Raw genomic sequence first — 15,841 nt, 5'->3', positions numbered from 1 at the left:
CTGACCGAGGGACGCGCAGTCGTATTGGTCATTGCCCGCATTGTCAAGGGATATGCCCAGACCGAACGCGCCCGCTCCCTGGCAGAAAGTTTGGGCGCAGTAGTGATCGTCGCCGTTGAGGTCCCAGAGCGCGCCCACGCCGGCGATCCCGGCACCCTGGCTAAAATGCCGGGCTTCGTAAGTATCATCCCCGGAGATGTCAATAAGGAACCCGGCGCCAAGAGTTCCGAACCCCTGGACATGATCACGGTCCGGGGCACGGTACTGATCATTGCCCGCGTGGTCGATGCACACGGCAACGCCGTCATGTGGTGAGCAGCAGGCACCGGCATTGTTGTGGTACGTGTCATGACCACCGATATCGATCAGGAACAGTTCGTCCGCGTCGTGGAGATCATCGGCGCAGCCGTAAACCGAGAGCGTTCCGTTATCCGTATTTATGGTAAATTTTTCGCGCGCGCGCGCAGTATCCGAATAGAAATCCTGGATCGAGAAATTTTTCGTATCTTCGACATATCTTTGCAGGGCGACCGACATTACCTGCGCGGCTGACAAGATGTACTCGAGCCTGACCTTGCGGATCAGCTCGATGTATTTAAACTGGTTTTGAACATCGCCCGTGAGATCCGGCATTTTCACGCCGTCAGGGGTAATATAATATCCCGGGTTGGCATTCAGGAAAGACCGGTTGTCTTCATCCAGCATGACGCGTGATCTTTTGACCATATCGAGCGCTTCTGAATAGCAGAGATACAGCGAAGTCAATGCCCGGCGATATTTTGAGGTAAACGGCGACCGGGTGAGGGCTTTGGTAATGATGGACCTCAGTCTGTTGTTGTCCTGGATCTGGGCAGTCCAGGACGATCCGCAGAGCAACGTAAGCGCGTCCAGAATGACGGTGATACCGCCTGCGGCGTGCTGTCTATTGATCAGCGCGGACTGGTCTTCGGCCCATTGTTTAAGATAAAGCGGTTGGTTCGAAACCTGGTCAATGATCGGCAGCCGGCACGCGAAACGGTATTCGCCTTCGTATGCGCGCGGCAGTTCGAAATCGCGCGCGTCAATGCCGATGCGGCCTGCCGCGTAGTCAAGAGGGTTTTCGTACAGGTGCAGTTTGACCGGCTTGGGATCGGCCTCAAAATAAGCCGCCGGGCGATACGGCCTCGCCGATCCCGCGTAAGTTAATGCCGTTGATATTGCTAATGCCAGGCCTATGACCTTCATGAAAATGTCCTCCGGTTGAGAATAAAACCACCCGCTTGCGGCGGGTGGTTTTATGTTCTGATAATCAAGCAATCAGCTCATTCGAGCACGATGATGTTTTTCTTGGCGCAGATATCCTTAAGCTGCTTGGGCCAGATCGTGACCGTAACTTCGCCGAGGTGGGCGGTCCGGAGCAGGTACATGTAAGTCCGCGCCTGCCCGATGCCGCCGCCGATGCTCAGCGGGATTTTGTCGTTGAGGATCGCCTGGTGATAGGGCAGTTTGAGGAAATCGAGCTGTCCGGTCATTTCCAGCTGTTTCTTAAGGGTTTCCTTCGTGACCCGGATCCCCATCGATGTGAGTTCATGGCGCCGCTTTGTGATCGGGTTCCAGACGAGGATATCGCCGTTTAACCCGTGCATGGGTTTGCCGTCGTCACTGGTCGTCTCGGTGACCCAATCGTCGTAGTCGGCCGCGCGCATTTCATGCGGATAACCGTCTCTTAGCGTCCAGCCGATCCCGATGATGAAGACCGCCGGATATTTCTGAAGGATCTGGGTTTCCCGCTGTTTCCTGGGGAGATCAGGGAACATATCCAGGATCTCCTCGGCGTGAAGGAACTTCAATTCCTCGGGTATCGGCGGGTATTTGGGATCTTTTAGTTCAGGGTACATGTCCTGCACAAGTTTACCTGCGCCGTAAATGACTTTCCAGAGCTTGCTTACGATCTCTTTAAGGAATTTCAGATTGCGCTGGTCAGCGGTGATAACGCGTTCCCAATCCCACTGATCAACATATGAACTGTGGTCATGATCAAGAAAATAATCCTTGCGTACCGCCCTCATGTCAGTGCAGAGCCCTTCACCGACCTTGCAGTTGAATTGCTGTAACGCGACCCTCTTCCACTTGGTGGCTGCCTGGACGACCTGCCCGCGGATCGGCTTTTCCAGCCCCAGGCCGCAGTTGAATTCGATCGGTGTGCGCGATCCGTCGCGGTCAAGGTAATCGTTGACCCCGCTGTCGCGGTCGACGATCAGCGGTACCTGGACCATGTTCAGGTTGAGCTCTTTGCACATGTTCTTTTCGATGTAATCTTTGACCGCGTACAGTGCCTTCATCCTTTCCATCGGCGGCAGCACCGGTTTATAATCACTAGGCAGAATTTTTGCGACTTCCTCGTACGTGCTTACTCCAGGACCGGCAAGGTCCATTTTCTTGTCGTACTTCTGGGGTTGCACGCTATCTTCTTTTTTCGGCTTTTTGCCTGCCATTGTAAGCCTCCTTTTAACAATGTTTGGTCTTTTTTATCATGACCTATGATGAGATTTGGTTATCTCGGAATCGTATTGTCGAATCAATAGCAATGGCTACCGGGCATAGTATAGTGAATTCTTGAAGTTTGTCAATATTGACTTTTCAGGACGCCTGTATATACTCGGGCATGTTGATACTGCTTTTATTTTTCCAACTTAATGATGATGTCGGGTATCTAACTGTCACGGCCGACAAGGACAGCCTACCCGTATTTGTGGATGACGATCTCATCGGCAGCACGCCGGTCCTGAAATACGCGCTCAAACCCGATGAATACAACGTCGGGTTTTTCCCGCAGGATAGCGTGGAAGCGGCCAGCTGGCGTCTCAAGGACGGCAGCATCGGCGCGCTGTGGAAGATCGCGCGCTACAGCGAGGGGATCGTTAAGGTCCGCATCGCATCCAACCGCGTGACCACGGTGGAACTGGATTACAAAAAAGTCCAGGGGGCGCCGGGCAAGGCAAAATTAAAGGTCTTTGGCTGCCTGGGCGGCACATTCGTGCTCGGTGTTGTCTCGGCGATTGTGGTGCAGTCTTTGGTTGATTAAAGCTTACCGGTTTTCCTGACGGTGCTCATTCTGTTTTGATCAAAACATCCGTCAGGGTTCCGTTACGGGAAAACAGCCGGTGTTCGTTCTTGTAGATGACCTCAGTGACTCCTTCGTCATCCACCTTCATTTCCAGGCGGCTCCTCTTGCAGGAAACGCATATCGGGAACAGATACGACCATGTTTTGTTGGTCTTTAAGTCAATGAAATAGACATAATCCCAGATCTTCCCCTGGTAGGGATTTTTGACGTGCAAGACGATAAATCGGTCATTCGGGGAAATGGTGTATTCGGTGATCCTCTGCCACTGGTTTTCCTTGATGACCGTGCGTTCTTTTTGGTTTTGGATGAATTCAAGCCGGGGGTTGGCATTATCCCGGTCCATCGTGACCAGAACCAGGATATTATTATGCAGGTCGGTAAGCTCGTACGAGATCCTGCGGTCATTATCGCAGGCGCGCTGCCACAGCTTTTTTTGATCGGATGAGTACAGGGTGAGCGACGTGATGATGCTGTCATTATGCAGAAAATAAGTTTCCTGGTAGACAAAATACCGGTCGTGTTCAGCCGACGTTTTTGCTTTGGTAACGACCGATCTCGCCACCGGCTCCAGGACCGTTTCTGCGGACATGACGCTGGTAGCGACCAGGCTGTCACCGGCCATGAATCTGAGTGTATCGCCTTGCTGATAAACGAGCGTGGCGGCGAATGCCAAATTACAATCCGCCATACTGTGTGGCGGACCAAATCCCAAACAAATGCTAAATGCCAATTGAAAAATTCTTAATTTCATGATGTTTAAGGTTTGTCTGTTACGGTCTGCGCTTCTTAACCTCAGAACTTCTTAACTTCAATCTTTATTCAGGCGAGGTCAGCGTGAATTTCGCGACCAGAGAGGCGCCAGCCTGATCTGTGGCACGGACCGTGACTTCGAGCGAATTCACATTGCCGGGGTTGCCATTGAGTACGCCGCTGTTACGGTCGATCCATACGCCTTCCGGACCCCTGAGCAGTTCAAAGGTCATTGGGTCGTTGTCAGGGTCCGTGATCGGAATCTTATAAGCGAGGCTGTCAAGACGCAGCGTGACGACTCCATCCGCGTTCTGGAGCGCGGGTGGTGCATTCGACACTACGATCGCGAATTCAAACGGATCTGAACGTCCCTGCTTGTCCCAGGCATACGCGCTGGCGTAGATCGTGTCGCCCTTGCGCAGGTTAAGGCCGCTCAGAGTGAACGTGGGCAATGTATCCGCCGCCACCCGGTCATGGATAAGCCAGTTGCAGAACAGGCTGACCGTGTCCTGGTCAGGGTCATCAATGACCGCGTCAAGCGCGATCGTCGGGGTCGTCACGAATACCGATTCAGGAGCGTATTTGACGGACAGGATGCGCGGCACCTGTCCGCCGATCGTGACACTATTGGACTGCTTGCTTTTGCCATAGGCTTTACCGTCGTAAGGAGTGACCTCAGCGTAGATCTTGTCGCCGGTCTTGATATCTTCGTATTTGAACGACATCCCCTCGCCGATCTCCCGGTCATTGATAAACCACTTGACCTGGTAGGTGATCGGATCGCCCTCTTTGTCAAAACCCGTGATCTGAACGGTGATTTCAGACTGGACCGTCGGCGTCACCGGCGCGATGTTGATGGTCTGGACTTCGGGCGGCGTATTTTGCGCCTCGCCTTGTTCCCCTTTTCCGTTGCAGTGGACGGCGAATAAAATAATGATGAGAGTCAAATAAACAAATAGATTTCTGATCCTAATCGGTTCTTTCACGGAAACCTCCAGTACCGTATTGTATATGAATGGACTTGAAAGTCAAGCCGTTTTTCATGACCTGACATCTAACTTGGTTGATGATCGCCCAGGCAATAAGAAACGGGCAGGGCGATCATTTGAAGTCAAACGCCCTGCCCGTCGATTTTATTACTTCTCGACCAGCCTGCCTTCTACCACACGGTAGAGCTTATAGATCTTTACGTAGGTGAACAGGCCGCTTTTTACTGCGGGATCAGACGTTTCCATGGTGACGAGGGAAGCCGTGAACGGGAATGATATCGTGGAAAGGTCGAGCGAGGCGTTATCGGTGACGTAGCGACCACCCAGTGACAGTCCTGGTACATAGACCTTAAGGCCGTCCGCGAGGATCAGGGAATCGCCTTCGGCACCGTAAACCATCCCCATGTTCGTTTCCTCGGCGGCCAGCAAGGGGAGAACCAACAGCGCGATTAAAAGTATAAGCTTTTTCATGGTAGCCTCCTTATTTGCCTTTCCAGAGTATCAAACCGGTCCTTGGCAGTTCGGGCGCGGTCCACTCGTACTTATCGATCTCGCCGGCTCGCTGCAGAATGACCTGGTTCATGTAGATCGTCGGTTCTGAGGGCATGCCCGCTCCCAGGGCCAGCCGGTAGCGGTTGTTCCCCAATGTATCGCCGATGATCGTGTCCTTATAAGCCGTGCCGGTGCGGTAGTAAAGCGCATACAGATAGCCCTGGCCGCCGTATGAACACACGTCGCCGGTCGGCGAGAAGGTCGTGAACATGACCGCGCCGCCATACACCAGGGTCGTGGTCAAGCTACGTTCGCCGGCTGAAGCGTCGAGGTATCGGAACCAGCCGAGTCGGTTCGCTACGGCATTGGTCAGCGAGTCGAATGACATCGTTGCGGTGCTCGGCAGGTGCACGGTACCGGCGGTGTCGACCTCGATACCGGTCACGTTGTACAGGTTGAACGGATTTGTTGTATTGGTCGTGTCATCCCTGAACCCGACGAAGATCTGCGAGGTCATGTCGCCTTCGTCCACGTCGCTGTAAAACCGTCCGGTTCCGAAATACACCCAGCGGTGACCTTCCATGTCCCTGGCCACGCTGCCTTCGGCCGTAACCGGCCGCTGCATGTTCATCAGGAGGTTATATGTCCAGTTGTTGACGTTGGGGTCGGCCAGGGTATTGATGCGGTAGATCTTGCCGCCGTAACCGCCCGGTATGGCCGCGTCTTTCTGGCACGTGCCAAAGTAGATGAAGTCCACGTTGTAGTCCGTATTCCAGTCGAGCGCGAAGATGTCGCTGATGAAGGAATTGGTTTCGCCGAACGTGAACTCGCGCAGGAGCGCGCCGGTCGCCAGATCCAGGATATAGATGCGCGCTTCGCGCGTGATCTCGCCGCCGCAGGTTACAGGACCGGATCCCAGGGCCAGGAACCAACTATTGCCGACCTTCACGACATTGGAATAGCAGACCGTATAGTTAAGCGAATCGTCGTGCCATTCCCAGATCGGTTCTGGGTCAAGGGGATCGGTGATATCGATGGCGAAATACGAAGAGCGGCAGGTATCCGTCGCAATAGCGATCGAACCGCCGCCCAGGCGCATGGCGCCGATCAGAACCGTGCCCCAGCCGCGGGGGTGCTTGGCGTCGTCGCTGAAGATCTTGGCGTCGCTGATATAGGTTTTCATGTCGGAGTAGTACACGTGGCAGTATTTCGGGTTCTGCAGCCATCTTACATGGGGCAGGAGATTATACGGTACGTACGCCCACAACTCCGCGCCCAGGGGTCTTCCCAGCCCGTCGAGGTGCCGGGTATCAGGATCGTACAGGCCTGCGTTGAAAGCGTGGAGCATACCGTCGTTCGCGCCGGCATAAAGTACGGGCCGGCGGAATTCATAGGTATTGTAGTAGTCAAGGTATGTCATGTCGCCGTAGATATAGTCATACCGTTCGGGTGGCGCGCTCATCGGAACCGGTGACGAGTTGATGATGTCGCCCAATTTCCAGGGATTGCCATCCACGGTCCTAGTGCGCAGGTTCGTGAAATCCTGGCCGCGAACATAGCTTATAGTCGTATCTGCCGCACCGCTAGTAGCCAGGCCCAGGTACGGCATTAGGGTCGCGGCATTGCTGGTAGCGAAATCGATTACTTCGCCGGCGTCCACAAAGTGGTTCTTGTTTGCGTCCACAAAGGTCTTTATGATCCGGTTGGCCGGTGCCACGGCGTGGAGGAGTTTGCCGCCGTCCCATACGGTTTTCAGGTCCATGACCGGCACGTCCCCGACAAAAGTCAGGGACTCGCCATTCCCGAACTCGTCTTGGTATAGCGGAGCCACGACATCATTACCGTTGTAATACATATTTTGAATGACGTAGTCCTGGGTCAGTCCCATCATATGGTTCTGGTCAGTGTCCTCGCGGATCAAACCGTATTCATCCAGCCACAGGCTGTAGATATTTCCCACCCAGTCGAGCACTTCGCCGGTCGGGTAATAACGCCTCGGGAAGAACTGGCCCTGCGCCGTAATGCCGCCGCCCGCGCCACCCTGGGTCACGACCGCCGCGCCTGAACCTGAGGAGATCCGCGCCATCATTTCCATGATCGCGTCCAGGATTGCCTGTTCCAGTTCATAGCCGTTGGTCGCCTCGTAATAGTTGTCAGGTATGCCGTCGCCGTCTTCGTCCCATTCGATCGCCAGGTCAGGCCGTTTGTTGCCGTTGCGGTCCTCGAACCCGCCGTTCTTTGCGGCGTCCTTGAGCAGCTGGGATCCGGACGCGCCGAAGGCATAGATCACGAAGCAGGTGACTTCCTGCTTGTCGGGCAGTTCCCGGGCGCCCCAGCCGGTGCCGCTGTCCGGTCTCATGTCATTGACGTGGCCGTACAAGCAGATGTCATCGAGGTAGTCGGTCCCGTTTGATGGATAAGAACCCGGGTCATTGCCGTCGCCGTCATAATCCCTTAAACCAGTAGCGAACGGCATATGAGCTATGTCGGAATTGGGGATGTTCTGGTCCATGGTGGACTCGCCGTCCGTGATCATGAGCACGAACGACCTGCGGCACGGCACCATGTCAAGGATCCGTTTGTCATAGAAGGGATCATGCAGACCGCCCGGGTTGGGCGTGTAGTCCGAGTTGTAATAGTGGCGGTTTTGAGACTGCGAAAAGTAATGGAGGAGTTCGAAATAATTTTCGGCCAGGGGGGTCCAGGTATCGCAGATCACTTCGTTGACATGATTGCGCATATCAATGATATCCGGGTCGCCGATGTAATCCCGGATATGACCGCCTTCGTCGTTGTTGTAATGCCAGAGTCCGAACAAAGGCGCATCGTCGTCCCAGTGCCGGTTGTCGTCCTTATCACCGATCTGGTCCAATACGCCGCGGTACTCTATCTCCGGGATGTCCACATTGATCGGAATGCTGCTCAGAGTCGCATTGATCGGCGGGTTAGCTCCCGTTCGCGTGACCGTCACTCGTGTTTCGTAGCTTCCGCCATGGGTGATAGAGAAAGTATTATAGTTCGTGGCGTCCCGGCGGTAATAGACGGTCCAGCTGAGTCTTCCTTCGCTGACCAGGCGCGCGACGCCGCCGACGATGTTGCCCTTGCCGCCGGTCAAAACTTTTTTCGCGACATCGGCGCGGCACATGCATGCCCAGTTCAATACCCTGCCCGGCCAGATGCCGGTCGGGCTCGATTCGAAATGGTTGCTATTCCAGACGTACATGCTTTCGGGTTTGAAATACCCGTACCACTTTGTCGTGTCCGTCATGTAAAGATTAATGCCGGAGTTAAGGTACGCGCGGTCAAACATGCTGCCCGAATTATCCAGCGACATCATGATATTGGGCGGTACCACGGTCGTGACGAACGGCGGCGCGCAGCAGTAGCTCGTCATATCCTGCGCCATGCCGGGCGATGCCGTGAACAGGAGCATTAACAGTCCCATGCCGGCAAGACAAAAGATCTTTCTGTGTTTGATCATTGTATCCTCCTCAATCTTCATTTTTATTTTATTATTTAGGCGTGAACGTGAACCGTTCGATCGCTTCCAGGGAAGCCTGCTCGCCCCCGGGTCCGATCGCGACAGCATGGACATAGAAGTTCCGGTAGTATCCGCTGGCTCCGCCGCCGCCCGGTCCGAGCGTGGCGCGGGCGAACTTGATCGCCGAACCCGGCGGCGCGAAAGTCTGCCCGCCGGCGCGTTCCACCCGGATCGTCGCGTTATAGTTGCCCACGGTGATGTTTTTGATGATCGTTGGCGATGATATGTTGATGTTTAGAACGGCCGCATCGGCCTTGCCCACCTCAAGTGCGGCAACGGCCGCTTCATAGGCAGTCTCGTAACGTGCCTGCCCGCCGGTCACGCGCATACCCCTTACAATAAGGTAAAGAGCCAGCGAACCGATGATCAGGACGACGAGCATGGTGCCCATGGCGACCAGCAAGGCGATACCTTTCTGATTGGACTGTCTAATAAGGGTCATCATAAACCCTCCTTCGCGGTGTTGGGTAACAAGAGATCTTCATTAATATCATGGTTATGGCTCCAGGTTCTGCGGATAAACGATATTGCTGACAAAGATCCGGCGCATCCTGCGCTGGACCTGGGTCAGGTTCGTAAGATGATTTTCGATCGTGTAATTGGCACTTGGATACTGGTAGCCGCCCATTCCTTCGGACGCGATGACCATGTTGAACCGTATTGCCCATTTTCTGGTGAAACTCGGGTTCGACGGAACGGTGTTTGACCAGGTCTCGACCACCCCGTCATTGTCATTATCAATGCCGTAAGCGAACTGCAGGTCCTCCACGTTATCAAGAAGGACTTCGTTCCCCCGCATCAGCTGCTGCTGGGCATTGATCTGGTAGGTCGTGCCCGCCAGCAGGGTTGGGTTGTACTGGAACACTGCCAGGCCGTCGGGAATGTCCTTGGGAAAAGTGGACGTAAAGATCAGGTGATTGGCATGGACCGTATCGCCGTTAGGCATGAAGTAGAGGAAGGGCGTTACCGACTGTATTATCAGGTCCGTGTAAAGGGGATAGCGTTGCTGGTTGAGGAGGATAATATGATCGCCGGCGACAAAATCATACTTCGTATTATCCCATCTTCGGACATCGATGATCTGGCTTCCCGAGTAGACCAGGTCCAGGACATACCCCCAGTGCGTCGTTCCGGTCTCAAAGCCCAGGGCCGCGGCCTTGGTTGTATAAACATCGGAGCCGGCAAGCCCGCCGGTTCCGTCGCCGCCTGTCACGACCGAGGCGTCGCCATAGGGATAACCCATGCCCGTCATCATCATGTCCCATTTGAATAGGGTGAACGTGACCTGGGCATCGGTCTGGAGCACGGTCCCTTTAACCACCTGGGTTGAGCGCACTTGCTGTATGGAGAGGAGCGAGAAGATCGCGACCAGAACGAAACTCAGGACGACCAGGGAAACCATTAATTCGACTAAAGTCATACCTTTTTTCATTGATCCCCCTCGTTATGTTTTAACTTTGATAAAATCACCCCAGATGCGGGACCTGCCCCACATGACGTATATCCGGATGGTCCTGAACCGGGAGTCGGGTATGTCATCAACGATATTCCACATGAGCTGGTATTGGATATTGTCGGTTGACTGGTCCTGGATCATTGTCGTATGATCGGGGACCAGCGTGTCGGCAAGGTCGGGCGTGGTCCCGTCGAGGTTCGTGAGATAGGGATGCGTGTTAGGCAATGCGTTGAGCGTTTCAAAGAACGTATCCATGGTCGTACGGGCGTAGACTTTCAGACGCGTGGTGCTGGTCGACTTCATGCCAATGATGGTCAACTGGGACACGGCCAGAATACCGATCGCCAGGATCATCACCGCGACCAATATCTCCACCAGCGTGAAACCGCGATTATTTTTCTTGATTATTGCATCTTTGATCCTCATTGGTTCCTCCTCGATTACATCAATAATACCAGTTGCCGTTCGCATATCGGTAGACCTTGATCTTTCCCAGGCTGTTCACGCCGACCGCGTGATTGTCGCGACCGTTGTTAATATAGATTACGCCCTTTGTGGCGCTCCCGCGGTTGGTGATCGTCAAAGTGCCGCCGGGGAAATCAAATCCATCGCCCGGCATGGAACCGCTTGATTCCGGCGGGAATCCGCCCGTGTAGGTACCGCAGACGCCGAACTTCAGCGCGCCGCCGGTAGTTCCGCCAAGTTTGTACGGTAAAGCGTTACCCGCTTCATTGATAACCTGGTAGTGGTACTGGTCGGGTGAATTGATCTGGAATGAAACACCGAGCGACACGGCGCGTTCCCGGATCTGCCTGAGATCCTGGGCGATTTCCTGTGAGCCCGATCGGATCCTTGCCCTTTGCTGCATACCGGCGAAATTGGGAACGGCGATCAGCATTAGTACTCCGATGATAGTGACAACGACCATTAGTTCGATAAGACCGAATCCCTTGTTCAGTTGGAGTTTTCTATTCATGAAAACCTCCTTTTGGTTTTTTGAATCGGCAGAATTTTTTACAGCTGGCATTGTTGGGAAAATACCATGACCCCAAATAGCAAGACGAATGCCGATACTTACATTATTGGTTAGTGGTGCCATGATTCCCTTATAATATATATGCAAAGCACATGCCTGTTTTTTTAGATAAATCAATTGAATTACGTCGCTTTTTCTTTACATTGACGGCAATAGGGTAAAGCTTTACCCAATATGGGGAAGGAGATACCAATAATGATAAATCCTAAATTCGAAGCACGAGTTTCTAAACAAATCCAAAAACCCAAATTCAAATGTTCCAAACCATGTTTTGGGTTTTGGTCATTGGGATTTAGTGCTTGTTTAGGATTTAGAATTTGCCAATATTGACTTAAAAAAATTAATACATATACTTTATTGACTATGGTCCTTAACCTGTTCATGATTTTTTTAATGTCAATGCCGCCCGATCCTTATGCTAAGACTGCGATCAGAGCCCCGAAGCTCCCGCTGACCATGAACCGCGGCATGAAACGAATAAGCCCGGTTTTGGGCGAAAGAAAGGCGCTGGTCATTCTTGTTGATTTCGATGACAATCAGCGGACATACCAGACAAGCGATTTTGATTCTCTTATCTACGGCACGAACCAGAGTTCGATGAGGGATTACTACAGCGAAGTTTCCTATGGAAAATTCACGATCAGCACTCAAAGCGATATTGCCGGCTGGTTCCGGGCGCCGGAGGACTACTCTTACTACGTGGGCGATTCATTTGGATTTTACAACGACTACCCGAGAAACGTGCAGCGGCTGGTCGAACAGGCATGCAGCCTTGCTGACCCGACGGTTGATTTTTCGCAGTATGACGGGGACGGGGATGGCTATGTGGACGCGGTTTTCATTGTCCATGCCGGACCGGGTGCCGAGGAAACAGGCAGTATTCACGATATCTGGTCGCACCAGTGGCAGCTGTCCAATACCGGGACATCATGCCCGGGTGCATATTTGACCGATGACGGCGTGAGGGTCGACGGTTATTCAATGGAACCCGAAAAGCTTTCGACTTATTCGGCGCGCATTACGGTCGGGGTTTTCGTTCATGAGTTCGGCCATGTGATCGGATTGCCCGATCTATACGATACTGACTATTCAACCAACGGTCTAGGCTGGTTCTGCCTGATGGCGGCCGGTTCCTGGGGCAGGATCAGTTCTTCTGACCTACCGGGTTCGTCACCGACCCACCCGTGTGCCTGGATAAAATACCAGCTGGGCTGGACCACGCCGGTCGCCGTAGAAAGAAGCGGCGTATCAAGACGTGAAAACCAGTCGCTCATCAGCGCGGCGACGAGTGCGGTTGCTTACCGGCTCATGGAAGATCCGGGCGGCCCGGACTGGACATGGAGCGGCACCGGCAATGGCGAATATTTTTTAGTCGAGAACCGGTATCGCGCCGGCTATGACCGGAGCCTTCCCGGCGACGGGTTGTTGATCCTCCATGCCGATGATTCCCGTACCGAAAATTCCGATGAAAGCCATCCGCTCGTTGGTATCATGCAGGCCGATGGCGATCCGGATTACCTCTTGGGCGATCTGGGTGTTGGCGCCGATCTATGGTCAGGCGATTCGATCGGTTTCGGCGACGCCACGATCCCCTCAAGCCGCATGTTCAATGAGACCCCGAGCGGCGCTTTGGTCTATGATATCGGCCCGAGCGGTTCCGCTGTGACCGCGTCGTTCTGGATCGCGCCGATCCTGTTCGGCCGCACCGCTGCATACCCGAACCCGTTTCTCGCCAACAACCTGCCCTCGTGGGGCAAAAAGATCATTATTACTTACTACCCTTCAGACACCCTGGAGCTGACCGATCCATACCCGCTTTTCAAGGTATCACTTTTCAATATTGCCGGAGAACTGGTACGAGTCCTGGATAATGAACTCACGGGCGAAGTGGATCATTTCCGGCGCAGCGCGTTCTGGGACCTGAAGAACGACCGCGGTCAGGAAGTGGTCAGCGGCATGTACCTTTACGTGATCGAGACCGAAGGGAGCCCGGTTCAGAGAACCAAGGGTCGTTTGACCCTTATCCGATGAAAATACGCAGGTCATACCCGCAGGACATAAGCATCATCGCCGGCATTTTTATCATCACGATCCTGTGCATCGCTCTTGTCAACCTCTATGTCAGCGTTGAACTGCGGCAACAGTACCTGCAGGACGACAGGGACAAGATCATCTCGATCATTGGTCTGTGCGTCGATACATGGAATTCTTCAAATACCGGCGATCCGGCGGCCATGCATGCCCGGTTAAGGCGTATCACGTGGCTGTTCGGCATAGACCAGCTGATCATTACCGATACATTGGGGAACGAGCTGTACAATTCGCTGACCTTGCCGTTCACGATAGGGTTTGAGCCGGCGAACAACGCCCGGTTCTTCAAGCGTGCAGCCAAACCCGATGAGCTTCTGCAGTTCGGTGAGCATTTAATGTATTATAATACACAGCCGGCCTGTCTTGTGTACCTACAATACAACTCGGCATATACGGTCATAGACCGGGCATTTAAATGGCACATACTGTTTATTACTGTCCTCCTGATCTTTATGGCGTTCCTGGGTATTTTCCTGGTGCGCAACCTGCTGCTGCCCATGCGCTACGTCGCCCGGACGGCTCGGGAGTTCGGTATTGAAATGAAGCGCGAGGATTTTGTGTCCGAGACGTTCCAGGAAGTGTTCAACAAGATCAGATCAAGGGAAAGGACCCTGGTTGAATTCTCCGCCTACATCGCGCATGAGTTCAGGAATTCGCTGGCGACCATTACCGGGCTTTCCCGCCTGGTGGAGAAAGGAAAGCGCAAGGCCGATGATATCATCCGGGAATGCAGGTCCATGGATGACCTGATCAGCGCGATCCTGGAGTTTTCGCGTCCGGTCAAACCTATTCTCACGGCCTGCGACGCGGCCAAACTAATCCGCGAAGCGGTCGAGCGGGTCGCAGTGCCATCGCGGATAACCGTGGAACAGCGCGTGCCCCGACCGCTTTCGCTGCGCGCCGACTGTGACCTGCTGGCCGTCGCCGTGGCAAATCTGGTCAAGAACAGCGTGGAAGCGATCGAAGGCGAAGGCCGGATCATCGTGACCGCCAGTTACGAAGGCGAAGGCGATCCCTATCTCAAACTGCAGGTCGAGGACACAGGACGGGGCATTGACCGGGCTGATATGGAACAGGTTTTTAGCCCGTTCTTTTCCAAGAAAGAAAGCGGCGTCGGGTTGGGTCTGGCATATGTAAAGAAAATTGTGGAAATACACGAAGGCAGAATTGAAGTGATGTCAGGACCCGGCAAGGGTGCAAAATTCATCATTACGTTGCCCCGGGAACCACGCGGCAGTAGCAGCGATGAAACCACGCGCCCTTGATTTATCAGCGAAATCGTATATAGTTATGCGGTTTGAACGGATATTGCGAAGGAGCTGACCATGAAGACATTTACCCATAACATCATAGACAGTTTCAGATCGAAAAAAGTCGATTACGGCGATGTACGGGTCGTGGAAGAAGAAAACGAAATACTGATGATAAAGAACGGGGTCCTGGAGGCCGTGACCCGCAGTTCCGACATCGGTTTCGGGGTTCGGGTCCTCAAGGATTCAGGGTGGGGTTTTTCATCATCGAACATTATCAAACCGCGCGAGGCCGCGGTGGTGACCGCGGCAGCGCTGTCCATTGCCCGGGCGTCGGCCCGTGTCCGCGGCGAACCGGTCGTGCTCGCGCCGGTACAGCCGCAGAAAGGCACCTACCGTTCAAGCGTTAAGATTAACCCGCTCAAGGTGCCGATCAGCAAAAAGATCGACCTGCTTTTTGCCTGCGACGAGGCCCTGCGGATCGACAAAAGGATAAAGGTCAGCACGGCGTTCCTGACGTCGCGCTCGATAAAGGTCCATTTTGCCTCGACTGACGGCTCCGCGGTCGTCCAGGAATTCACTTTCGTGGGCGGCGGCCTCAAGGTTTTTGCCATGGACAAGGGCGAAATGCAGATCCGTTCGTATGAAGATTACAGCCAGGCCGGTTTTGAGTTCATCGAAGCGATGAAATTAAAACACCGCGCGCCCTGCGTGGCCGAGGAAGCGCTCATTTTATTGAAAGCTAAACCGTGCCCCTCGACGAAGACGACGCTTGTGCTCGACAGCAGCCAGATGGTCCTGCAGGTGCACGAGTCGTGCGGCCACCCGACCGAGCTTGACCGCGTGCTGGGAACCGAAGCGTCGTACGCCGGAACGAGTTTCATGACCGTCGACAAGTATAACCGGCTGCAGTACGGTTCTGGCGCGGTAAGCATTGTCGCGGACGCCACCGTACCCAGCGGTTTGGGCACTTTTGGATGGGATGACGAGGGGATTCCGGCTCAGCGCGTGTACCTGATCAAGGAAGGGCTGTTCGTCGGGTACCAGACATCGCGCGAGACCGCGCCCAGGATCCGGAAGCCTTCGTCAGGTGCGATGCGGGCCGATGGCTGGAACCGCATCCCGCTCAT

Annotated in this window: 14 protein-coding genes; 4 read left to right on the top strand and 10 right to left on the bottom strand. The window is 54.1% G+C overall.

The genetic code is table 11. The features are described from left to right. Nucleotides 1-1,224, bottom strand: a 1,224-nt coding sequence (locus VF399_00295) for a hypothetical protein (GenBank protein ID HEX7318784.1), incomplete at its 3' end; no start/stop codon positions are given. Nucleotides 1,225-1,301: 77 nt separating this feature from the next. Beyond that, complete coding sequence (locus tag VF399_00290) at nucleotides 1,302-2,474, bottom strand: aspartate--ammonia ligase (GenBank protein HEX7318783.1); 1,173 nt, start codon at nucleotides 2,472-2,474, stop codon at nucleotides 1,302-1,304. A gap of 170 nt (nucleotides 2,475-2,644) precedes the next feature. Between VF399_00290 and VF399_00285 the strand changes: the two genes are divergently transcribed. Then, the gene (locus VF399_00285) at nucleotides 2,645-3,064 is read left to right on the top strand and encodes a hypothetical protein (GenBank protein HEX7318782.1); all 420 of its coding nucleotides are present in this window, start codon (nucleotides 2,645-2,647) and stop codon (nucleotides 3,062-3,064) included. Nucleotides 3,065-3,089: 25 nt separating this feature from the next. Here the strand turns inward: VF399_00285 and VF399_00280 are convergent, their stop codons facing one another. The 8 genes from VF399_00280 to VF399_00245 all read right to left on the bottom strand — a co-directional run bounded on the left by VF399_00280 (nucleotide 3,090) and on the right by VF399_00245 (nucleotide 11,310). Further along, entirely contained in the window at nucleotides 3,090-3,779 is a 690-nt protein-coding gene (locus VF399_00280; GenBank protein ID HEX7318781.1) for a hypothetical protein, read from the bottom strand. Nucleotides 3,780-3,921: 142 nt separating this feature from the next. After that, nucleotides 3,922-4,842 (bottom strand): putative Ig domain-containing protein, encoded by a 921-nt coding sequence (locus tag VF399_00275; GenBank protein HEX7318780.1) that lies wholly within the window; start codon nucleotides 4,840-4,842, stop codon nucleotides 3,922-3,924. A 150-nt stretch (nucleotides 4,843-4,992) separates the two neighbouring features. Next, nucleotides 4,993-5,316: a hypothetical protein gene (locus VF399_00270; GenBank protein HEX7318779.1), complete on the bottom strand. Its 324-nt coding sequence runs from the start codon at nucleotides 5,314-5,316 to the stop codon at nucleotides 4,993-4,995. A 10-nt stretch (nucleotides 5,317-5,326) separates the two neighbouring features. Then, the gene (locus VF399_00265) at nucleotides 5,327-8,818 is read right to left on the bottom strand and encodes a PilC/PilY family type IV pilus protein (GenBank protein HEX7318778.1); all 3,492 of its coding nucleotides are present in this window, start codon (nucleotides 8,816-8,818) and stop codon (nucleotides 5,327-5,329) included. Between the two features lie 31 nt (nucleotides 8,819-8,849). Continuing rightward, nucleotides 8,850-9,323 carry a hypothetical protein gene (locus tag VF399_00260; protein ID HEX7318777.1) on the bottom strand — a complete coding sequence of 158 codons (474 nt, stop codon included), beginning with the start codon at nucleotides 9,321-9,323 and terminating at the stop codon, nucleotides 8,850-8,852. Nucleotides 9,324-9,374: 51 nt separating this feature from the next. Beyond that, nucleotides 9,375-10,310: a PilW family protein gene (locus VF399_00255; protein ID HEX7318776.1), complete on the bottom strand. Its 936-nt coding sequence runs from the start codon at nucleotides 10,308-10,310 to the stop codon at nucleotides 9,375-9,377. Nucleotides 10,311-10,322: 12 nt separating this feature from the next. After that, nucleotides 10,323-10,760 (bottom strand): prepilin-type N-terminal cleavage/methylation domain-containing protein, encoded by a 438-nt coding sequence (locus VF399_00250; protein ID HEX7318775.1) that lies wholly within the window; start codon nucleotides 10,758-10,760, stop codon nucleotides 10,323-10,325. 19 nt (nucleotides 10,761-10,779) lie between these two features. Beyond that, entirely contained in the window at nucleotides 10,780-11,310 is a 531-nt protein-coding gene (locus VF399_00245; GenBank protein HEX7318774.1) for a prepilin-type N-terminal cleavage/methylation domain-containing protein, read from the bottom strand. 453 nt (nucleotides 11,311-11,763) lie between these two features. Here VF399_00245 and VF399_00240 point away from each other — a divergent pair, with 453 nt between their 5' ends. The 3 genes from VF399_00240 to VF399_00230 all read left to right on the top strand — a co-directional run. Then, a complete protein-coding gene (locus VF399_00240) occupies nucleotides 11,764-13,401 on the top strand; it encodes a M6 family metalloprotease domain-containing protein (GenBank protein ID HEX7318773.1) in 1,638 nt (545 codons plus the stop codon). Beyond that, on the top strand, nucleotides 13,398-14,726 hold the full coding sequence (locus VF399_00235; protein ID HEX7318772.1) for a HAMP domain-containing sensor histidine kinase: 1,329 nt from the start codon (nucleotides 13,398-13,400) through the stop codon (nucleotides 14,724-14,726). Before VF399_00240 ends, VF399_00235 begins: the two co-directional genes overlap by 4 nt. Before the next feature lie 60 nt (nucleotides 14,727-14,786). Further along, the coding region (locus tag VF399_00230) for a TldD/PmbA family protein (GenBank protein ID HEX7318771.1) at nucleotides 14,787-15,841 on the top strand (1,055 nt) is incomplete at its 3' end.

The sequence above is a fragment of the bacterium genome (assembly GCA_036382775.1).
Lineage (GTDB): Bacteria > Hydrothermota > Tepidihabitantia > SM23-42 > JAOAFX01 > DASVHD01.
This window is presented reverse-complemented; position numbering and strand designations above follow the sequence as displayed.

Excerpts from the sequence above, each read along its gene's own strand:
- VF399_00235 (HEX7318772.1), top strand. The coding sequence starts at position 13,398 with ATGAAAATACGCAGGTCATACCCGCAGGACATAAGCATCATCGCCGGC.
- VF399_00265 (HEX7318778.1), bottom strand. The coding sequence starts at position 8,818 with ATGATCAAACACAGAAAGATCTTTTGTCTTGCCGGCATGGGACTGTTA.
- VF399_00260 (HEX7318777.1), bottom strand. The coding sequence starts at position 9,323 with ATGATGACCCTTATTAGACAGTCCAATCAGAAAGGTATCGCCTTGCTG.
- VF399_00270 (HEX7318779.1), bottom strand. The coding sequence starts at position 5,316 with ATGAAAAAGCTTATACTTTTAATCGCGCTGTTGGTTCTCCCCTTGCTG.
- VF399_00245 (HEX7318774.1), bottom strand. The coding sequence starts at position 11,310 with ATGAATAGAAAACTCCAACTGAACAAGGGATTCGGTCTTATCGAACTA.
- VF399_00250 (HEX7318775.1), bottom strand. The coding sequence starts at position 10,760 with ATGAGGATCAAAGATGCAATAATCAAGAAAAATAATCGCGGTTTCACG.
- VF399_00285 (HEX7318782.1), top strand. The coding sequence starts at position 2,645 with ATGTTGATACTGCTTTTATTTTTCCAACTTAATGATGATGTCGGGTAT.
- VF399_00290 (HEX7318783.1), bottom strand. The coding sequence starts at position 2,474 with ATGGCAGGCAAAAAGCCGAAAAAAGAAGATAGCGTGCAACCCCAGAAG.
- VF399_00240 (HEX7318773.1), top strand. The coding sequence starts at position 11,764 with ATGTCAATGCCGCCCGATCCTTATGCTAAGACTGCGATCAGAGCCCCG.
- VF399_00255 (HEX7318776.1), bottom strand. The coding sequence starts at position 10,310 with ATGAAAAAAGGTATGACTTTAGTCGAATTAATGGTTTCCCTGGTCGTC.